The organism is Bradyrhizobium sp. Ash2021 (assembly GCF_031202265.1).
Lineage (GTDB): Bacteria > Pseudomonadota > Alphaproteobacteria > Rhizobiales > Xanthobacteraceae > Bradyrhizobium.
Genome location: NZ_CP100604.1, coordinates 8,338,973 through 8,359,562, shown reverse-complemented (window position 1 = coordinate 8,359,562; position 20,590 = coordinate 8,338,973). Strand labels below are relative to the sequence as shown.

The following is a 20,590-nucleotide window of genomic DNA, read 5'->3' as shown; positions in this document are numbered from 1 at the left end:
CGGTTCGCCTGAAGGAAACGCGTCAAGTGATGGCTGACGGTGGAGCAAGAAGGCTCAAGTGAAGGTCAAGATCGACAAGACACTGGCTGCGTCGATCGCCCTGCACGTCCTCGTGCTCGGGTGGGGACTGGTGTCGTTCTCGAGCAGGGCCTTCGAAATGGCGCCGGAGGACTCGGTTGCCGTCGATGTTGTTTCCGACGAACAGCTCGCCCATGTCATGGCTGGCTCGAAGACCGGCAAAAAGGAAAATCCGAAACCGTTGGTCGACAAGGTGGCCGAGGCGAAGCCGGTTGACGACGCCGTCGGCAAGGTGACCGAGAAGGCGCCGGTCGTCACCGACACCGCGCCGCCGCTGGAGCCGAAGGTCGAGGAAAAACCGGTCGAGAAAAAGCCGGATCCGCCGAAGGTCGTCGAGAAGCCGAAGGAAGAACCGAAGCCGATCGAGAAGAAGCCCGATCCGCCCAAGGTCGATCCGATCGCGGAAGCCATCAAGAAAGAAGAGAAGAAGCCGCCGCCGAAACCGCCGGTCCAGGCCGCCAAGCCGCCTGAGCAACCCAAGCCGAAGACCGAACGCACTTTCGATCAGTCGAAGATCGCAGCCCTGCTCGACAAGCGCGATCCGTCGCGCCAAGCCCTGGCCGGCGAAACGCTGAATTCCAACGCGGCGCTCGGGCTTTCCAAGGGCAAGGCCGCGGACAATTCCGCGACATGGGGCGCGCTGTTCAAGCGACAGGTCGATCGCTGCTGGAAGGTGCCGTATGGTGGGATCGAAACCCAGAATCCCCGAGCCATCATCGACATCAAGCTGAAGCGCGACGGTACGCTCGAGGGATCGCCGATTCCGGAAGAGATCCCGGCGACTCCCTACCTGCGAGTCTATCAGGAAAGCGCGATACGCGCGATCATCGAATGCCAGCCGTACAATTTGCCTCAGGTCTATTACGATGAATGGAAATATTTTGCGCCGGTCTTCAAGCCTGAAACGTGAGAAAAGCCCAAAAACAATGACCGACAACGATCAATCGCGCGAAATGGCGTTTCGCTTGAATCGCCGCCAGCTTGTTTCCGGCATGGTTTCGCTCGGCGTCCTGGCAGGCGCTCCGGTTCGCAGCGCGTTTGCGCAAGGGCCAAAACAAGTGCCCGTCCAGGGTGGCGATTTCGCGCCGCTTCCGATCGCGATCCCGAATTTCGTGGCGGGAACGCCAGGAGACGCCGAAGTCGGCGCCGGCGTGTCCCAGGTCATCACCAACAACCTCAAGCGCAGCGGGTTGTTCGCGCCGATCGACCAGGCCGCCTACATCGAGCGCATTTCGAATATCGATGCGGCACCGCAGTTCCAGAGCTGGAAAAGCATCAACGCGCAGGCGCTGGTCACCGGCCGCATGACCCGGCAGCCCGATGGCCGCCTGAAAGCCGAATTCCGCCTCTGGGACGTCAACACCACCCAACAACTCACCGGCCTGCAATATTTCACCTCGCCGGAATACTGGCGCCGGATCGCGCACATCATCTCCGATCAGATCTACGAGCGTCTGACCGGCGAAAAAGGCTATTTCGACAGCCGCGTGGTGTTCGTCGATGAAACCGGACCCAAGGAACGCCGCGTCAAGCGGCTGGCGCTGATGGATCAGGATGGCGCCAATGTGCGCTATCTGACCAAGGGCGCCGACCTCGTGCTGACGCCGCGGTTTTCACCGTCGACCCAGGAAATCACCTATATGGAGTTCGGCCAGGGCGACCCGCGCGTCTATCTGTTCAATATCGAAACCGGGCAGCGCGAGATCGTCGGCAATTTCCCCGGCATGTCGTTCTCGCCGCGGTTTTCGCCGGACGGCCAGCGCGTGATCATGAGCCTGCAGCAGGGCGGCAATTCCAACCTGTTCGTGATGGACCTGCGCTCGAAATCGACCACGCGCCTGACCGATACGCCGGCGATCGACACCTCGCCGTCCTATGCGCCTGACGGCACGCGGCTGTGCTTCGAATCCGACCGCGGTGGCAAGCCGCAGATCTATGTGATGCCGGCAACCGGCGGACCGGCGCAACGCATCTCCTTCGGCGACGGCAGCTATTCGACGCCGGTCTGGTCGCCGCGCGGCGACTACATCGCCTTCACCAAGCAGGGCGGCGGGCAATTCGCCATCGGCATCATGAAGACCGATGGCTCGGGCGAACGAATCCTGACCTCCGGTTATCATAATGAAGGGCCGACCTTTGCGCCGAACGGCCGGGTGCTGATGTTCTTCCGCGATCCCGGCGGCAATGGCGGACCGTCGCTGTTCACCGTGGACATCTCCGGACGCAACGAACAGCGCGTTCCGACCCCCGGCTTCGCGTCCGATCCGGCATGGTCGCCACTGTTGTCCTGAGAATCACAGCGCCCTCGCGGAAGAAGCGCCGTTAATCGGCAAACATTGCCTAGCATGCTGATTTTTCGAGCAAATTTCTACAAGTCGACATGAAAAGCAACGTCTCGGTAACGATGTTCCCTCAGAAAGACTTCATCTGGGAAGGGTAAAAAATACGCACCCGGAACAGGACGCGTACACTGCCGATGCAGTTGGTCGATCAAAAAAAGCGAAGCAGCCAGGAAGAACTCGAGCCGGTTCTTTACGCGGCGCTGATCGATTCCATGTGCCAGAATTTCTGGCCCATGCTGTTCGGCTCGGTCTGCTCCGCCGTCGCGGCGTTGCTGACCGCGCTCAAGACCGGGAACGTCTGGCTATGGCCGTGCGCGGTTCTGATCATCGGAATCGGCACCATCCGCGCCTTCCAGATGCGCAAATACGAAAGGCGCACGGCGGTGCTGACATTCGAACAGGCGAAACATTGGGAGCCGCGCTACGCGATCGGCGCCATGATCTATGCCGGCGTGCTCGGCGTCTGGTGCTTCCTCACCATTTTCGGCAACGACGATGCGGTCGCGCACATGGTGTGTGTCGCCGTGACGATCGGTTACACCGCCGGCGGCGCGGCCCGCAACTACGGCAGCCCGAAGCTGATCCAGTATCACATCCTGCTGGCATGCGGCCCGATGTCGCTGGCGCTGGCCCTGCACGGCGGTTTCTATTACGTCGGCCTTGCCGTGCTGCTGGTGCTGTTCTTCATCGGATTGAAGGGCATCAACCTCAGTCTGCACGCCATCTTCGTCAAGGCGCTGACCTCGAGCTTCAGGGAAGCGGCGCTGGCCGGACAGTTCGATACCGCCTTGAACAACATGCCGCACGGGCTGTGCATGTTCCGCGCCGACGGCCGCCTTGCGGTCATGAATCATCGCTTCAGCGAAATGATGAACCTGTCGGACAAACTGGTGCAGCGTGGCGGCAGCGCGTCCGACATCATCGACGCCTGCGTCAGCGCCGGATCGATCTCGGCGCCGAGCGGCCGGATGATCCTCGCGGAGATCGAGAACACGCAGACGCGCGATATGATAACGACCGACCCCGATATTGCGCGCAACCGGTCGCTTTCCTGGACCTTCCAGCCGATGGCGGGCGGCGGCGCGGTGGTCTTGCTCGAAGACATCACCGAGCGGCGCGACGCGGAGGCCCGGATCAGCCATCTCGCGCGTTACGACGAACTGACCGAGCTTCCCAACCGGGTCAATTTCCGCGACGAGATCGGGCGTCTGCTGTCGATTCAGCAGGGCGCCGATCAATTGTCGGCGCTGCTGTTCGTCGACCTCGACCAGTTCAAGCAGGTCAACGACACGCTGGGGCACCCCTGCGGCGACCAGTTGCTGTGCGCGGTTGCCGGCCGCATGCGCGAGATGCTGCGGCCCGAGGATTTCGTGGCGCGATTCGGCGGTGACGAATTCGTCGTGTTCCAGCAGAACATCCGTTCCCACGAGGACGCCGCCGTGCTCGCCCGGCGCATTGTCGATCGCCTGAGCGAGCGTTACAGGATCGACAATCATCTGGTCGAGATCGGCGCCAGCGTCGGCATCGCCATGACGACGGCCGGCGTCAGCGCCGATACGCTGCTGAAGAACGCCGACATGGCGCTGTACCGCGCCAAGGCCGACGGCCGCGGCACCTTCTGCTTCTTCCGCGAGGAGATGGCGCAGACCGTCGAAGCCCGCCGTATCCTGGAGCTCGACCTGCGCAAGGCGCTGGCGAACGAGGAATTCGAGCTGTTCTATCAGCCGCTGGTCAATCTCAAGTCGGGCAGGATCGCGACCTGCGAAGCGCTGCTGCGCTGGAATCATCCGGTGCGCGGCACGGTTTCCCCGATCGACATCATTCCGGTCGCCGAGGATATGGGCCTGATCGTCGATCTCGGCCGCTGGATTCTGCGCAAGGCCTGCATGGAATGCATGAAGTGGCCCGAAGCCGTCAGCGTCGCGGTCAATTTCTCGCCGCAGCAGTTCCACCAGCGCGACGTGCTGAGCGAGGTGCGCTACGCGCTCGAGGTCTCCGGCCTGCCGGCGCACCGCCTCGAAATCGAGATCACCGAATCATCCCTGCTGCGCAACACCCAGATCACCCACGATGTGCTGTCGCAACTGCATTCGCTCGGCGTGCGAATCTCGCTGGACGATTTCGGCACCGGTTATTCGAGCCTGAGCTATCTGCATAATTTCCCGCTGCAGAAGGTGAAGATCGATCGCTCCTTCCTGGAGGGCATCGACACCGACCGTCCGCTGACGCTGCTGCGTGGCGTGGCGCGGCTTTCGGCCGACCTCGGAATGTCGGTCGTGGTCGAGGGTATCGAGACCACCGAGCAGCTGGAGCTGATCAGCGCCGATGGCGCGGTGACCGAAGCGCAGGGCTATCTGTTCAGCCGGCCGGTTCCGGCGGTTCGGATTCGTCAGTTGCTGAACGCCTCGCACGGCCGCCGCGCGCCGGATGACCAGCTGATCGCGGTGTCCTCGCGCTCGATCGCCTGACGATTTTCACGCGATTTCGCCCTGCTGGCGAACATGTGAAGTGATGGTCCTTCACAAGTTCCCGGTACCGTGTGATGATCCGAATATGAATCTTCGCCGACTCATCGGTCGTCTGCTTGCGGTCTTTGTGATCGTTGGGCTTGTTGCTGCGCCGCTGGTATCCCCGGCTGCGGCAGAGCGGCTGTCTGTTGGCAAGATGGGCGATATGGCTGCCATGTCCGGGGACATGCAGTGTTGTCCGGACGAACAGAAGAACGACGAACAGAAGAACAATGGCTGCCAGGATTGCCCCCTGGTCGCCATGTGCATGCTGACGATCGCTCAGGCCGAGCCGTCGCCGACCAGCGGTATCCAGGTGTCTTTCCAGACCCGCAGGCTGTCCTTCGCGATCGTCGACGTTGTCGCCGACGGCCTCATCGGCGACCCTCCAGATCATCCTCCTCGAATCCTGACCTGATCGGCGTCACCACGCCGTCTGCTGCTGCGCGGTCCCGGGGCCGCGCGGATAAACGCATGCCGCCGTTGGCGGCACATCAGGACTTCGAGGATTCAAAAATGAAAAACTTCAACTATGCGCGTGCCGTCCAGGCCGCGCTGATCGGCATTGCCATCATCGGTTCGGTCACGGGCGCCCGCGCCGACGTCAAGGACTACGAATTCCAGCTGGTCGACCAGACCGTCAGGAAGGGTGACGCGATCATCTCCGTTCGCCTCGTCCATAAGTCGGACGGCAAGCCGGTGCCCGATGCGGTGATTTTCGCGACACGTCTGGATATGGCCCCTGACGGCATGCAGGAGATGGCGACCAGGATTGCGCCTATGCCCAGCACGGAGCCCGGCGTTTACAAGTTCAAGGCGTCCGTGAGCATGGCCGGAGGCTGGCAGCTTTCGCTCGGCGCCAAGGTGCAAGGCGAAACCGGGACTATTGAAAACAAGCTGGTCCTGAAGGCAATACCGTGACTCGCGCGAGCGGCATGATTTGCCTGGCCGCCATCGGAGCAACCACAGCATTGCTGTGGTTGTCTCCAGCCGAGGCGGGGGACCGGTCTCTGCCCGGGGCAACAGTAGAGAGCGTCGTCGCGATCGCGGAGAACCTCAATCCGACGGTTGCGGCAGCTTCGCTTGATTTCAGTGCAGCCCTCCACATGGTCGGCGAAGCAGTCGTGCTGGATGATCCCAAACTTGTGCTGGAAGCATGGGACGTCAACGGCCTGGGCGTCGGGCAGCGCCGCTTTGGAGATTCGTTATGAGAAGATCAGTTGGCCTTCTGTTGATCGTATCCGCGATCTTGGCTGCCGGATTGGTCGGATTGACCGTCGGGCGATCCAATGGTCCGCTCCCGGAATCGCTATCCGCAGTACTGCCCGCAGCAGCAAGACCGGGTCCGGCTGAGCCGGCAGCGACCGGACCGATCGTCTATTACCGCGATCCGGATGGCCTGCCCGAGTATTCGCAGACGCCAAAGAAGACATCCTCAGGCAAGGCATATTTGGCTGTCCGCGGCAGCGAAGACGTAAGCTTCGAGGAGAAAGTTCCGGAAGCCAAAGTTCCAGAAGCCATGGCTGCGAAGAGCGGCGGCACGCATCGGGTCAAATACTATCGCAATCCTATGGGCCTGCCCGACAAGTCTGACACGCCCAAGAAGGACAATATGGGTATGGCCTATCTGCCCGTCTACGAGGACGAAAACGATCAGGAGGACGATTCGTCGGTCAAGGTCAGCGCGGGCAAGCTACAGAAGGCAGGTGTTCAAACCGAGGTCGCGGAGCGGCGTACCCTGAACACGATGGTCCGTGCCCCGGGCACCGTTGAGGAAGACGAGCGCCGCCGATCGGTGGTGTCGCTGCGTTTCGAAGGTTTCATCGACGCCGTCGAAAATGTCACCACAGGCACGCATGTTCACAAGGGCCAGCCGCTGATGCGCATCTACGGCCCGAACCTGTCGAGCGCCGCCGCCGAATATCTTTCAGCGCTCAATGCCCGCCCGGACGCGGGCATCAGCAGCCAGGCACTGAAAGGCGCGCGCCGGCGCCTTGAAAATCTGGATGCCCCTGAGAAGTTCATTGCTGACATCGAGCGTACGCGCGAAGTGCCGGTCTACGTGACTTGGCCCGCGCCGCAGGACGGCGAAATCGTGGATCGGATGGCCGTCAACGGCATGCGGGCGGCACCGGGCGACGTGCTGTTCCGGATCGTCGATCATGACGTCGTCTGGGTGATGGCCGACGTCGCGGAACGCGACCTGGGACTCATCGAAGTCGGGCAAAAGGTCATCGTTCGACCACGGGCGCATCCGGATCATCCCTTCACCGGGAAGGTTACTGTGATCTACCCGCACTTGAAGATGGAGACCCGTACCGCGCGAATACGAATCGAGCTGCCCAATCGGGACGATGTGCTGCTTCCGGACATGTATGCAGATGTCGAAATTGCCACTGGAACGGAAGCTCCTGTTGTGACGGTGTCCAGCAGCGCCGTCATCGACAGTGGGGACCGGCAAATCGTGCTGCTCGACAAGGGCGACGGCCGTTTCGAGCCCCGTTCGGTGAAAGTCGGACGCCGCGGCGGCGACCGAGTCGAGATCATGGAAGGACTCGCCGAAGGCGACAAGGTCGTGGTGTCCGCCAATTTCCTGATCGATGCCGAAAGCAATCTTAAGGCCGCGCTCAATGGCTTGGATACCGGGGAGAAATCACAATGATCGCACGCCTTATCGACTGGTCGGCCCGCAACCTGATGTTGGTTCTGATCGGCGTGGTCTTCGTTGTGGCAGCCGGGGTCTATTCGCTGCAACACTCGGCGCTTGACGCCATTCCAGACCTCTCCGACACCCAGGTGATTGTTTATACAGAGTATCAAGGTCAGGCACCGCAGGTCATCGAGGACCAGGTCACCTATCCGCTGACGACGGCGATGCTGACCGTCCCGAAGTCCAAAGTCGTGCGGGGATTCTCCTTCTTCGGCGTTTCGTTCGTCTACATCATCTTCGAGGATGGTACCGACATCTATTGGGCGCGCTCGCGTGTTCTCGAATATCTCAACGCGGCTGCCCGCAAATTGCCGGCGGGTGTCACACCCACTTTGGGACCGGATGCGACCGGCGTCGGATGGGTCTATCAATACGCGCTGCAGTCCAAGGATAAATCCCTGGCCAACCTGCGATCTCTGCAGGACTGGACCATCCGCTACGGTATCTCAAAGGCGGAAGGCGTCGCCGAAGTCGCAAGCGTCGGCGGCTTCGTCAAACAATACAATATCATCGTCGATCCGAACCGGTTGAAGGCGCTGGATATCCCGCTTTCGAAGGTGCGCGATGCGGTCCGCGGCAGCAATATGGATGTCGGCGGCCGCACGGTAGAGATGTCGGAATTCGAATTCGTCGTGCGGGGGCGTGGCTACGTCAAAAGCCTCGCCGACCTCTCGAACATCGTTCTGAAGGTCGACAAGGGCACGCCGGTTCTGCTGAAGGACGTTGCGCGGATCGAGCTTGGCCCGGACGAACGCCGGGGCATTACCGAACTCAATGGCGAGGGTGAGGTCGCCAGTGGCATCGTCCTGCAACGTTTTGGCCAAAACGCGCTTGACGTCATTGACAATGTGAAGGCGCGTCTGGCCGAAATGGCGTCGGCCTTGCCAAAAGACGTGCAGATCATACCGGTCTATGACCGCTCCAATCTCATTCACAGCGCGATCGAGACGCTCAAGCGAACGCTCACGGAAGAAAGCATCGTCGTCGCGCTGGTCTGCATCGTGTTCCTGCTGCATGTGCGCAGTGCACTCGTCGCCATCGTCATGCTGCCGGTCGGCATCCTGATGGCGTTCAGCGCCATGAAAGTGCTCGGCATCGGCTCGAACATCATGAGCCTCGGCGGTATCGCGATCGCCATCGGCGCTATGATCGATGGCGCCATCGTCATGATCGAGAACGCTCACAAACATCTCGAACGCGCGCCGCCCGATAAACCGCGCCTGGAGGTCCTGATCGAGGCGGCGAGCGAAGTCGGTCCCGCGCTGTTTTTCAGCCTGCTGATCATCACAGTGTCGTTTCTGCCGATCTTCACCATGGAGTCGCAGGAAGGGCGTCTGTTCAGCCCGCTGGCTTTCACCAAGACCTTTTCCATGGCAGCGGCCGCGATCCTCTCGATCACGTTGGTCCCGGCGCTCATGGTACTTTTTGTGCGCGGCAAGATCATTCCGGAGCACAAGAGTCCGATCAATCGGTTCCTGATTTGGATCTACCGCCCGCTGATCCGCGGGGTGTTGAAGGCCAAGACGCTGACGATCGTGCTCGCGGTTGCCGCATTGGCGGTGAGCCTCTGGCCGGCTCGGCAACTCGGAACAGAGTTCATGCCGAGCCTCAATGAAGGTACGCTGATGTACATGCCGACGACGTTGCCCGGTATTTCCGTGACCAAGGCGGCGGAACTTCTTCAGACCCAGAACAAGATCATCAAGACGTTTCCCGAGGTGGAGTCGGTCTATGGCAAGTCCGGACGCGCTGAGACCGCGACCGACCCTGCTCCGGCCGAGATGTTCGAGACCGTCGTCAACCTCAAACCCAAGGAGCTGTGGCCTGCCGGCCTGACCGTCGACGGCCTGATTGCCAAGCTGGACAAGGCCCTGCAGTTTCCCGGCGTTTCCAACGCATGGACCATGCCGATCAAGGCCCGCACCGATATGCTCGCGACCGGCATCCGTACACCAATCGGCATCAAGGTTTTGGGTACCGACCTTGTCGAGATGGACAAGCTGGCGCGACAGATCGAAACTGTCGTGAAGACCGTACCTGGTACATCGAGCGCCTACGCGGAGCGCGTGATCGGCGGTTACTATCTCGACGTCGTTCCTAATCGCGAGGCGCTTGCGCGCTACGGCCTCATGGTCAGCGACGTACAGGACACCGTATCGTCCGCACTTGGCGGAGAGACTCTTACCACCACCGTCGAGGGCCGCGAGCGCTACGGCGTCAATGTGCGCTATCCGCGGGATCTGCGCAGCGATCCCCAATCGATCGCGCGCGACGTGCTCATTTCGATGCCGGGTGGTGGGACCGTCCCGCTGGGAGAAGTTGCCGCGATCAAACTGACGCGCGGTCCGACGTCGATCCGGACCGAGAACGGTCAGCTCGCCGTGTACATCTTCGTGGACATCCGCGACCGCGATCTCGGCGGTTACGTGGCCGACGCCAAGGCGGCTGTCGCTGCCAGTGTGCAGTTCCCGCCTGGGAATTACGTGGTCTGGAGCGGACAGTTCGAATATCTGGAACGCGCTACCGCGCGGCTCAAGATCGTTGTGCCCGTGACGCTGCTGATCATCTTCTTGCTGCTTTATCTCAATTTCCGTCGACTAACCGAGACCCTGATCGTGATGCTGTCACTGCCGTTCGCGCTGGTTGGCGGATTTTGGCTGATGTGGTGGCTTGGTTTCAACATGTCGGTCGCAGTGGCCGTAGGCTTCATTGCGCTGGCAGGCGTCGCGGCGGAGACCGGCGTGATCATGTTGATCTATCTCGATCAGGCGATGAAGGAGCTTCACGCGGAGCGGCTCGCGGAAGGCAGGCCGTTCACGCGGGACGACCTCAACCAGGCCATCATGCTCGGCGCGGTCGAGCGTGTCAGACCCAAGATGATGACGGTCGTCGCCATCATGGCCGGCCTTATTCCGATCCTCTGGAGCACCGGCACCGGCTCGGAGGTCATGCAGCGCATCGCCGTGCCGATGATCGGCGGCATGATCTCATCGACGATCCTGACCCTCGTTGTGATCCCGGCCGTCTATGCCCTGATCAAGGGCTTTGGGCTGCCACGTGCGCCGGCTGATGCCGTTCCCGTTGAAGCCGAGATCTCGCAGCACGCGTCGGCAAGCGCCCTACAACGTGCGGAAGCAGCGGAATGATCGCAACAGTACGACGCCGGACGGGATGGAACGGCTTCACCCGTTCCGCGACTCTTTGGGCGCGCGATCCCGCGGGCTGTGAGCCGACCAGGCATCCGTTGCGGCGGACGCGCAGGTCCGACCGGGCAGGTTGCCGACGTAACCATTCAACCGGGCCCGTCATCATCGGCAGCCAGACTTGCGCCTGTAGTTGCCAGCCCGGGTACAAAAAACGGCGAGGGGGTCCATGAGTAGTTCTATTTCGATTTGCGGGCGTGCGACGATCGTGCTCCTGGTTGGACTGTCGGGCTGCACCATCCACCCTCCCGGCGAGTTCGAAGAACGCGCTGCGGCCGTGCAGATGGGGAAGCCATTTGAGAAGCCAACCGAAATCCGCGAGATACCACCACTTCCGGCAAACCCAACATCCGACCGGTTGGTCGAATACGCATTGCTCAACAACGCTGACTTGGAGCAGCGCTATTGGGATTGGCGGTCGGCGATCGAGCAGATTCCGCAGGACGCCACCCAGACCACGACGGTCAACGTGGCGGCCGCATCAACCATCACCAACGGACACACCAGTTGGGGAAGCAGTTCGCTGACCCTCGGCAACGATCCCATGACGGACATCAAGTGGCCGGGCAAGTTGGATGCGGCCGCCAAGCAAACACTGGAGAACGCACGGGCCACGGGCCGGCGCTTCATCAAGGCCAAATACGACCTGCGGTACAAGGTGCTCCGCGCCTACTACGACTACGCATTAAACGCAGAACTGATCCGCCTGGAGCAGAGCAATCAGCGATTGCTCCTGACAATCGCGAAGGTGGCTGAAGACCGTAACCGCGCCGGCAGCACATCCGGCCAGCGAGATGTGCTGAAGTCGAGCAACGAAGCGGATCTGTCGGGCAACGACATCGCCAATATGCGATCGCAGCTACCGAGTCAGCGGGCAGCGATCAATGCGCTCCTGAGTCGTCCCGCAGGTGCGCCATTGCCCGTTCCGACGAAACTGCCGGCGTCGCGACGGATGGTCTATCGGGCCGAGGACCTGGTCGAAATGGCGGCGAAGCAGAACCCGGAGTTGGTCGCGCTCGCCGATGAGATTCGTGGTCGCGGCGAGGGAATACGCCTTGCCGAACTTCAATACGTTCCGGATTTCAATCTGAGTTTAGGCACCGACCTGATGGGGGTCACACAATCACTCTTGGCGCAGGCAACGATCCCGATTTTCCGCTACGAGGCGCTCAATGCGGCCATTGCGCAGGCCGAAGCCAAGCTCCGCGCCTCCGAGGCCATGCGCCGCCAGGTCGGCAATGACCTAACGGCACAGGTGATTGCGGACATCGCGATCATTCGGGATGCCGGCCGTCAACTCGACTTGTTCGACCACACCATCCTTCCGCGCGCGCGCCAGGTCGTTTCCGTCGCCCGGACCGCATTTGAAACGGGCGACGCGTCTCAAACGGACGCCGCTTCGCTGCTCAATCTTTTGGATGATCAACGATCGTTGATTGCCATTGAACGTCTTGCTGCCAAGCTCAGGATCACGCAAGCGACCTATCTCGCGGAGCTTGAGTCAATCACAACCAGCGATCTAACGAGTCTCCCTCATACGGACACCCGAGCGGCAGCCCAATAGTGTTTCGCCCGAAGAGATCGGAAATTCATTGAAAGCAAATGCTGAGCCGTCGGCAGTCCCATAGCCCGGCGAAGCCAGAGAACAACCGGTAGGCTAGCATGATTACTCATGAAACCGAATTGAAGACGCTGATGCTGGCAAGCCAGCGCGGTGATGCGGCCGCCTACCGCACGCTGCTCGCCAAGCTCGCACTTCGTCTTCGCGCCTACTACGAGCGCAGGATGATAGGGGCGGGACGCGGCGCCGAGGAGGCGGAAGACCTGGTCCAGGAGACGTTGCTGGCGGTCCATCTGAAGCGCCACACCTACGATCCCGATGCGCTGTTCACGCCCTGGCTTCATGCGATTGCGCGCTACAAGCTGATCGACCACCTTCGCAGCAACAAGATGTCGCGGATGGATGTCCCGATCGACGATCATCAGGAATTGATGGCGGCGGACGACCACGCGTCGACCGAAGGGACGCACGACATGGCGAAACTTCTCGGCCGGCTACCGCGGAAGACACGTCAGGCGATCGAGGCCGTCAAGCTCGAAGGCAAGAGCGTCGCCGAAACCGCCGTGCGCTACGGCATGTCGGAATCGAACGTGAAGATCAGCATTCACCGCGGCCTGAAGGCGCTGGCCTCCTTCATCGGCTGAGATAGCGTCGAATAATCGAGAAGCCGCGTCGACGGCCATTTCTGCAGCGGCCTGATTCTTCACCTCGCCGTGATTAAGTAACCGGCCGACGAAAGTTTCCGAACTCATTTGCAGAAGCGCGCATGAAGCGCTCTGCAAATGACAAAGGAGCAATGTTGGCGAAGTTTGCCAGACCCGTTCTTGCGATTTCGCTTTTTGCATCGCTGGCAGCGATGTCGGCGACCGCGAACAGCGTCGGCGCTTGCGGCGGCGGGCTTATGACGAAACCGAACTTCCCCGATGAACGAATTGTGCGAGCTCTGTAACGAGACGCTCATCCGCAACGTATTAAAATATGACGACAGACGTCGTTCCACACCAGTCTTGAAAGGATACAGACTATGAAAACCGCCTCTCGTGCTTTGTTTCTCGCTTCCGCCGTCATCATCTCGCTGGGAGCAGCGTCTGCGCCTGCTGTTTTCGCGCAAGACAAGATGTCGCACGATACCATGAAGAAGGACGATGCGATGTCCCACGATTCCATGAAGAAGGACAATGCAATGTCTCACGACACCATGAAGAAGGACGATGCGATGTCTCACGATGCCATGAAGAAGGACGATGCAATGTCCAAGGACGCCATGAAGAAGGATGAGGCGAAGAAGTGATCTCATTCTTCGTCCATCGGCGGGTAGAGTAGAACGCCCGATCCTCCGCTCGCCGTAGCAGGCTCGTTCGCCAACCGAACGGGCCTGCTTTTTTTGCCTGGCCAAACCGCCTTTGCGCTGTCGAGCACAGCATTCGCCGGCCAAGTCTATCAGGGTGGACCCAAGTCCGGACTCTCGGCGAGTGCGCAGACGTATGAAGCCAATAAGCCCTACGCGCAATTTGTGCCGGACACTCGCGCCGCCACTAGCAAATACACCGATCAGGGTGGTCCGAAGTATCAGGGTGGTCCGAAGCGGTAACGATCAATCCGTGGCAATTTTGCCGTTTGCGCTGCTCGGTCGCGCGATCGGATAGAGATCCTGTTTTGCTGCGGCGCATCGCATCGCGCGTTGCTTGGGCGTTTGAGTGGCCGTCTGCGCGCCTATTACAAGGGCAAGCTCACGGGGATTGGCAGAGGTGCATCGGAGGCCGAGGATCTGGTTCAGGAAGCGGTCTTGGCCATCCACATCAAGCGACATACTTACGATCCAGCGGAGCCGCTGACGCCGTGGGTGCACGCGATCGCGCGCTACAAGTTGATCGATTTCCTGCGCCGAACCCGCGCGTCGATTTCCGATGTACCTATCGACGAGGCCGACACGATCATGGCGCACGACGACAATGTCGATGCTGAGAGTACATACGACGTCAAGAGGCTTATGGAGCGGCTGCCGAAAAACATGCGATGTGCGATCGAGGCTGTAAAACTCGACGGACAGAGCATAGCTGAAGCAGCGGAGAAGTGCGGCATTTCTGAATCCGGCGTAAAAGTGAACATTCACCGCGGGCTTAAAACGCTGGCTGCTTTGATTGCCCGGGAAATACGAACATGAAGACGGATGATCTGGTAGCCCTTCTGAGTACGAACCCGGAGCCGGTCGACCGCAGCTCGGTCGTTCGCACGCTCTTTGTCGCGCTTGCGGCCGGAACAATCGTGGCGGTAGGCGTCGTGCTCGTCGGATTGGGTGTTCGCTCTGATTTCATGACGGCCCGCGCATTCATTTTTTTAGCCGTGAAGCTCTGCTTTGCGGTCGGGGTCGTGGGGCTCGCGCTGGTCTACCTAACGAGGCTGGCACGCCCCGGTGGGGAACGTGCGGCCCCATCTTTCCTGGTCGCTATGCCGTTCCTGGTCATCGTATCTCTTGCGGCAATCAGCCTTGGGTTCGCGCCCAGCTCACATTGGAGCAAGATGATTGTCGGGGACGAATGGCTTGAATGTGTCCTCTCGGTTCCGATCATCGCAATTGTGCCCTTCGCTATCGCGATCTGGGCCGTGCGAAGAGCTGCGCCTACAGATCTTTCTCGCACAGGTGCTTTCGCCGGTCTTATTGCAGGCGGCGTGAGCGCAATGGCTTATGCGCTTCACTGCACCGACGATTCATTGCCGTTCGTCGCGGTCTGGTACGGCGGCACGATTGTGCTGTGCGCGTTGGCAGGCGCTGCATTGGGGCCGCGGCTATTGCGTTGGTGACGCGCGGAGTCAGCCCGCGTCACGTCAGCGTGATGTAACCGCCAGACGATTTGCTCCGAACTCATTGTTAGAAGCGCACACATGACGCGCTTCCAACAATGATGGAGCCGGACCATGTTAACCAAACACCTTCTTGCAATTTCGCTCGCCTTGCCAATTTTTGCGATGTCGGCGTCAGCCTACGCTGGCGCGACAATTTCCGACAAGCGGTATTGGCCGAGTGAGGCCAGATCGAGCGCCGCGACCGGTAACACCCAGAGTTCAATATTTGCCTGGGAGCCGCCCATGACAACGCAAGTGCAGGTCCCGAGCAAAGTGCGGCACCACCAGCGTGCTACGACGCCTCGATAACAGGTAGCTAAGCAATGATGCGCACGGCCCAAGCTGCACAAGCGGCGTCGGCTAGCATTCATTGATCCGGGCCAGAATTGAAACCCGGCTGCGGATCAGGGTTACTCCCGCAGCCGGAAGGGGGCGGCGTATCTTTTCGTTCACCACAGGAAGACCGAGGAATCCTATGACGCTGCTTGATCGTAACTTGCCTCAACACAATGCGACGTCCGCTGACGCGGCCGGTCGGTTAATTACGAGGTATTTCGCTCGACACCGTTTGGTGGCGTATCTTCTGCTCGGCGTTGGGATTGTCGCCGCAGCTGCGCTGAACTGGAACTGGTTAGCCGCAGCGGGATTACTTCCCCTCGTGGCATTTCTACCGTGCATGATGATGATGTTCATGTGCATGAAGCACGGCACCAGATCACCGAAGCAGTCCGAATGAGACACTGACGGATGTGCCGGCCTCTCGCAGGTCTGGCCAGTATGGGGGCAGTTCGAAGGAGCGCCGGTGTTATGTAAGCTCAACGAATGAGTAAGCCAGGGCGATGGCGTAACCCGGGCTCGCTGCTGCGATAGTCTACTCAGCGCCTGTCAAAACTTGCGCGAGGCGTATTTGTATCTGCAACTTGATGAACGCCGCCGAACCGCTTCGCGCGTGAAACAGATGCCACGCGTGAGCTATTGCAAGGTGCAACAATGGCGGCGAGATCACGACCTCGCAGGTATATCATTTTTGGCGTCAACCCACCGTGCCGTGCGATCCAGGCGCGCACAGGAGCTGGATAGGTATTCATTAGATCTTGCGTCCCGGACGCGCTGACGACGCGTTTGCCGGAGTTATCGAACATCCATGCGGCATGGAAACCAAGCGCCGCTTTATCGGTGGCGCAGATTCGGTCGCTTGGGACGAATCCGAGCACCATCGTACAGGCCGAAACGCATGTGCCGGAAATGACGACGGGCTCGCCAGAGTCGCGCACCTGTTGGAAGTGCGTCGTGTAGTCTTTCATCTTACCGCCGACGTCGTCGCTGATAATTACAGTCGCGGAAGCCGATGTGACGGCTAGCGCCGTCGATATAACGGCAGCAATCAGGCACGCTCGCATGTCTTTTTCCTCGGCAGTGTCGGATCAATCCTGCGCCACGCGTCGCAAATCGCGTGCCACCAGCCGAGACGGTGAGCTAAGGGGCTGATTTGAAGGCAGTTTTCCTGGAGGGGGCGACGCGGCTCTCGCCTGTGCCGCTGGAAAGACGATCTCGCAGAAGCCTAAAAACGAGGCATTCTCACGCCTCTTTGATGAAGATCGATGCAGCAAGACCTGTAACCTGCCAGTGGACCTTTCGAGCAAATGCCGGAGGAAAATCATGAATATCAAATTCATCCTTGCCGTCGCACTCATCACGCCATTCCTGACTGTGTCCACCATGGCTCAGCAGTACCAGGGCGGCCCGAAATCCTCTGTTGCCCCCTCGACGCGGCAAATCAGCAGCGGAGGCGATATCTACGCGCAGGGAGACGATGTCTACGCGCGGGGAGTCAAAGCCAACAAATCTCACGCTTATCGCGCTGGTCCGAAGGCTGTCGTTCCGCGCGGTAATTGAGAGGACGTCCACTTCGGATCATTGGCGTCGATTTTGGCATGCCCGCAGCGTGTCCGGTTAGCGGGTGCCGGCTCAACCGGTCGACGCAACACAGGCGTTAAATCTCTCTGCTGGGGTTTCAAATTCCAAGGTCTCACGTGGTCGTTCGTTTAGCTGACGAGGCGGTCATGCTGGGAGCGGTCGAGCGCGTGCGGCCCAAGATGATGACGGTTGTCGCCATCATGGCCGGGCTGCTTCCCATCATGTGGAGCACCGGCACCGGATCGGAGGTGATGCAGCGGATCGCCGTCCCGATGATCGGGGGAATGGTTTCCTCGACGGCACCGACGCTGGTTGTGATCCCAGCCGTGTACATCTTGATCAAGGGGTGTCCTGTCACGCGCAGGAAAGGTAATCGTCCCCTCATTATCCTAGCGAACGATCGATCCAGTAGAATTGCGTCAAGGATATTCCCGTAACTTTACGGGTCGTTCGAGCGCGTCATCGGTAGCGCGCAAAGCCGATTCCAGGTTAACCCTAACGTCGTGATCCCTTTGCAATTTCGTTAACTAGCTGTTAATCTTTCCTTCGCTCGCACAAGTTGTTCAAAAATCCCAAACGTCCAAGGAGTATCATATGAGGTCCCCGGCCGAAGTATCTTCCACGGCCGTCGGACGAAGTTCGGACCTGTTAGACCAAGTCGACTATCGTCTCGCCGAAACTCCGCAGGAAAAAGAAGAAATCTATAACCTGCGCTACCGGGCCTATCTTCGCGAAGGCGCCGTCGCGGAATCGCCCGCGCAACGGGTCACCGATCAATATGACGACTTGCCCAACTCCTGGACCTTCGGCGTCTATATTCAGGGGGACCTCTGCAGTTCCGTTCGGATCAGTGTGCTGACGCCCGAATGGCGGGAATCGTGCTCAGCGGAAGCATTCGGCGAGATTCTTTACCCCCGGCTCGATCGGGGCGAGGTCATCATCGATCCGGCCCGCTTCGTTGCCGATCCCGATACGGCGGGGCGCATTCCGGAACTGCCCTATGTCACGCTTCGGCTGGCCTACATGGCGTGCGAGTATTTTAACGCCGATCTCGGGCTTGCTATCGTCCGCGCCGAGCATCAGGCATTTTATCGGCGCGTGTTTCTGCACGAGACGATCGCCGAGCCGCGGTTCTTTCCAGGCCTCTTGAAGCCGGTCGGGCTGATGGCGGCGGATTTTCCGGCCCTGCGCGACAAGGTTTTCGAACGTTATCCGATGATGCGCTCGACCGCTTTTGAACGGCGCATGCTGTTCGAACGGCGCAGCGGGCGCGATTCGCCACTGGACATGGTGGCGCCGTTGGAGCGAACATCGATCGTTCCCAATTCCTGAACGGCAGGGCTGAACCGGAGCTGAGCGACGAATCTGCTCGGTCATCCCGTCAGCCACCCGTCAGGGGCCGAAAATGAACGCCGGAACCGGTGATTCCGGGCGCGTTGGCGCTTGCCTTCACCCTCGCGCCACATTTACAAACCATTAACCATCGCGGTTGCTTTTCGCGGTTCGTCGGCATTTGATCGGGTTTGGCAACATCCCATCAAGGTTGACGGAACGTTCGCTTAACCATCGCCCTGTAGACCGGATGACAGTGGAATAACGTGAGCGTGGAGGCTCCGGAATGAAATATCAGATGCGTATCCTCCAGGGATTGAAGCTGGCCGCGGTGCTTGCGGTGGCGCTGTCGATGGGCGCCTGCGCCAGGAGTAACCTCGGCGCCGAAGGCGCGATGGCCAGTGCGGCGACCCCGGGCAGCCAGCAGGACTTCGTGGTCAATGTCGGCGACCGCGTGTTCTTCGAGAGCGACCAGACCGATCTGAGCCCGCAGGCGATCGCGACCCTGGAAAAGCAGGCGCAGTGGCTGCAGACCTATAACCGCTATGCCTTCACCATCGAGGGCCATGCGGACGAGCGCGGCACCCGCGAATATAATATCGCGCTGGGCGCGCGGCGCGCCCAGTCCGTGAAGACCTATCTCACCTCGCGCGGGATCGATCCGAGCCGGATGCGCACGATCTCCTACGGCAAGGAGCGCCCGGTCGCGGTGTGTAACGATATCTCCTGCTGGTCGCAGAACCGCCGCGCCGTCACGGTGCTGAATGCCAGTTCCTGACGCGTTCGGGTTTTCAGAAATTTCTCACCGGCGCCTTCGGGCGCCGGTTTTATTTTGGGCGCGCGATAAAATCCGGGAGCACCGCCGCTTGCTTGTTTGGGCGCCGAGACTAAACCATAAGCGCGATCCAGTGCCGGATTCGCGGGCGCCAGTCACAATTCTGGCGTACTCCGTCTCTCAATGTGTTCCGCTTTTGATGTCACGCCGATTTCGTCGACAGGGCAAAATGTCATCCAGGTTTCTTAAGTCTTCGGGCGTCGCGGCGATCGTCGTGATGCTGGCTTTGTCTTCCCAGGCTTTCGCGCAATCCGACGATGCCGATGCGGAGATGCGGATCGAGCGGTTGGAAAACCAGCTCCGGCAACTGACCGGCCAGAACGAGGAGCTGCAATACCGCAACCGGCAGCTCGAAGAGCGGCTGCGGCAGCTCGGCGGCGCGCCGGTGGCGCCCGGTGGCCAGCCCCCCGTCGCCCAGCCCGGCGTCGCCGCATTGCCGCCCGTGGCGCAGCCCAATCCGGCCTACCGGCAACCGCAGGCCCAGCCCGGTTACGGGCAACCTCAGCCGGGCTACGGCCAACCTCAGGGGGGCTATGACCAGCAGCCGCAGATCGCAGCCCCGGCGCCGATCATTCAGGAGCCGCCGGCGCCGCAGGCCCCGGGCCGCCGCCGCGGGGACGCCTTCGACCCCAACCAGAATCCGAATGCGCCCGGCGCGCCGCGCGCGCTTGGCGGCGGTCAGCTGCCGATCGCCAACGATGCCGGGGTCGGCGCTCCCGGCGGCCGCGGGCCGGGCGAGCCGCTCGACCTTGGCAACACCAGCCCGGCCGGCGCCGGCGCTCCGCCGCCGCGCGCTCCAGGTGCCAGCGCCGCGCTGACCACGCTGCCGCCCTCGGCGACGCCGAAGGACGAGTTCGATCTCGGCATCGGCTACATGCAGCGCAAGGACTATGCGCTGGCCGAAGAGACCATGAAGAATTTTGCGCAGAAATATCCGACCGATCCCTTGATCGCGGATTCGCAATACTGGCTCGGCGAGAGCTATTTCCAGCGCCAGCAATATCGTGACGCGGCCGAAACCTTTCTTGGCGTGACCACCAAATTCGACAAATCCGCCAAGGCGGCCGATGCACTATTGCGGCTCGGCCAGTCGCTGGCGGCGCTGAAGGAAAAGGAAGCCGCCTGTGCCGCGTTCGGCGAAGTGACGCGGAAATATCCGCGCGCCTCGGCTGGCGTCAAAGCCGCCGTTGACCGTGAGCAAAAGCGGGTTAAGTGCTAGAGCGGTGTTGATGGAGCCCGTTGGGCTCCGGCCTCAACGGCG

At 60.7% G+C, this 20,590-nt stretch carries 19 protein-coding genes and 1 pseudogene; 19 read left to right on the top strand and 1 reads right to left on the bottom strand.

All coding sequences use genetic code 11. The annotated features are described in order from the left end of the window. Nucleotides 1-58: 58 nt before the first annotated feature. The 14 genes from NL528_RS40210 (at nucleotide 59) to NL528_RS40145 (ending at nucleotide 15,203) form a co-directional block, all read left to right on the top strand. A complete protein-coding gene (locus tag NL528_RS40210; protein WP_309179858.1) occupies nucleotides 59-988 on the top strand; it encodes a cell envelope integrity protein TolA in 930 nt (309 codons plus the stop codon). Nucleotides 989-1,031: 43 nt separating this feature from the next. Beyond that, a complete protein-coding gene (gene tolB, locus NL528_RS40205; protein ID WP_309185201.1) occupies nucleotides 1,032-2,369 on the top strand; it encodes a Tol-Pal system beta propeller repeat protein TolB in 1,338 nt (445 codons plus the stop codon). Nucleotides 2,370-2,554: 185 nt separating this feature from the next. Then, nucleotides 2,555-4,888: an EAL domain-containing protein gene (locus NL528_RS40200; RefSeq protein WP_309179857.1), complete on the top strand. Its 2,334-nt coding sequence runs from the start codon at nucleotides 2,555-2,557 to the stop codon at nucleotides 4,886-4,888. A gap of 85 nt (nucleotides 4,889-4,973) precedes the next feature. Then, nucleotides 4,974-5,345: a hypothetical protein gene (locus NL528_RS40195; protein ID WP_309179856.1), complete on the top strand. Its 372-nt coding sequence runs from the start codon at nucleotides 4,974-4,976 to the stop codon at nucleotides 5,343-5,345. Between the two features lie 98 nt (nucleotides 5,346-5,443). Continuing rightward, the gene (locus tag NL528_RS40190) at nucleotides 5,444-5,848 is read left to right on the top strand and encodes a FixH family protein (protein WP_309179855.1); all 405 of its coding nucleotides are present in this window, start codon (nucleotides 5,444-5,446) and stop codon (nucleotides 5,846-5,848) included. Continuing rightward, nucleotides 5,845-6,138, top strand: a complete 294-nt coding sequence (locus tag NL528_RS40185) for a hypothetical protein (protein WP_309179854.1) — start codon at nucleotides 5,845-5,847, stop codon at nucleotides 6,136-6,138. The genes NL528_RS40190 and NL528_RS40185 overlap by 4 nt, the downstream gene beginning before the upstream one ends. After that, the gene (locus NL528_RS40180) at nucleotides 6,135-7,589 is read left to right on the top strand and encodes an efflux RND transporter periplasmic adaptor subunit (protein WP_309185199.1); all 1,455 of its coding nucleotides are present in this window, start codon (nucleotides 6,135-6,137) and stop codon (nucleotides 7,587-7,589) included. Before NL528_RS40185 ends, NL528_RS40180 begins: the two co-directional genes overlap by 4 nt. Next, nucleotides 7,586-10,783 carry a CusA/CzcA family heavy metal efflux RND transporter gene (locus NL528_RS40175; protein WP_309179853.1) on the top strand — a complete coding sequence of 1,066 codons (3,198 nt, stop codon included), beginning with the start codon at nucleotides 7,586-7,588 and terminating at the stop codon, nucleotides 10,781-10,783. Before NL528_RS40180 ends, NL528_RS40175 begins: the two co-directional genes overlap by 4 nt. Nucleotides 10,784-11,009: 226 nt before the next feature. Next, on the top strand, nucleotides 11,010-12,404 hold the full coding sequence (locus NL528_RS40170) for a TolC family protein (protein WP_309179852.1): 1,395 nt from the start codon (nucleotides 11,010-11,012) through the stop codon (nucleotides 12,402-12,404). Nucleotides 12,405-12,502: 98 nt separating this feature from the next. Beyond that, nucleotides 12,503-13,045: a sigma-70 family RNA polymerase sigma factor gene (locus NL528_RS40165; RefSeq protein WP_309179851.1), complete on the top strand. Its 543-nt coding sequence runs from the start codon at nucleotides 12,503-12,505 to the stop codon at nucleotides 13,043-13,045. A gap of 122 nt (nucleotides 13,046-13,167) precedes the next feature. After that, nucleotides 13,168-13,350 carry a hypothetical protein gene (locus tag NL528_RS40160; RefSeq protein ID WP_309179850.1) on the top strand — a complete coding sequence of 61 codons (183 nt, stop codon included), beginning with the start codon at nucleotides 13,168-13,170 and terminating at the stop codon, nucleotides 13,348-13,350. A 75-nt stretch (nucleotides 13,351-13,425) separates the two neighbouring features. After that, on the top strand, nucleotides 13,426-13,692 hold the full coding sequence (locus NL528_RS40155) for a pentapeptide MXKDX repeat protein (protein WP_309179849.1): 267 nt from the start codon (nucleotides 13,426-13,428) through the stop codon (nucleotides 13,690-13,692). Nucleotides 13,693-14,043: 351 nt separating this feature from the next. Further along, nucleotides 14,044-14,565: a sigma-70 family RNA polymerase sigma factor gene (locus NL528_RS40150; RefSeq protein WP_309185197.1), complete on the top strand. Its 522-nt coding sequence runs from the start codon at nucleotides 14,044-14,046 to the stop codon at nucleotides 14,563-14,565. Then, entirely contained in the window at nucleotides 14,562-15,203 is a 642-nt protein-coding gene (locus NL528_RS40145; RefSeq protein WP_309179848.1) for a DUF1109 domain-containing protein, read from the top strand. Before NL528_RS40150 ends, NL528_RS40145 begins: the two co-directional genes overlap by 4 nt. 917 nt (nucleotides 15,204-16,120) lie before the next feature. On the opposite strand, the gene NL528_RS40140 is transcribed toward NL528_RS40145, so the two are convergent. Continuing rightward, nucleotides 16,121-16,549, bottom strand: a complete 429-nt coding sequence (locus NL528_RS40140; protein ID WP_309179847.1) for a hypothetical protein — start codon at nucleotides 16,547-16,549, stop codon at nucleotides 16,121-16,123. A gap of 355 nt (nucleotides 16,550-16,904) precedes the next feature. Between NL528_RS40140 and NL528_RS40135 the strand changes: the two genes are divergently transcribed. The 5 genes and pseudogenes from NL528_RS40135 to ybgF all read left to right on the top strand — a co-directional run bounded on the left by NL528_RS40135 (nucleotide 16,905) and on the right by ybgF (nucleotide 20,548). Further along, a complete protein-coding gene (locus NL528_RS40135) occupies nucleotides 16,905-17,141 on the top strand; it encodes a hypothetical protein (protein WP_309179846.1) in 237 nt (78 codons plus the stop codon). A 158-nt stretch (nucleotides 17,142-17,299) separates the two neighbouring features. Next, nucleotides 17,300-17,599 (top strand): annotated as a pseudogene (locus NL528_RS40130) (efflux RND transporter permease subunit); the annotation flags it as partial. A 157-nt stretch (nucleotides 17,600-17,756) separates the two neighbouring features. Further along, nucleotides 17,757-18,494, top strand: coding sequence for a hypothetical protein (locus NL528_RS40125; protein ID WP_309179845.1), 738 nt, complete (start codon nucleotides 17,757-17,759; stop codon nucleotides 18,492-18,494). A gap of 286 nt (nucleotides 18,495-18,780) precedes the next feature. Beyond that, complete coding sequence (gene pal, locus NL528_RS40120) at nucleotides 18,781-19,272, top strand: peptidoglycan-associated lipoprotein Pal (RefSeq protein WP_309179844.1); 492 nt, start codon at nucleotides 18,781-18,783, stop codon at nucleotides 19,270-19,272. Nucleotides 19,273-19,498: 226 nt separating this feature from the next. After that, nucleotides 19,499-20,548 carry a tol-pal system protein YbgF gene (gene ybgF, locus NL528_RS40115; protein WP_309179843.1) on the top strand — a complete coding sequence of 350 codons (1,050 nt, stop codon included), beginning with the start codon at nucleotides 19,499-19,501 and terminating at the stop codon, nucleotides 20,546-20,548. Nucleotides 20,549-20,590: the final 42 nt, after the last annotated feature.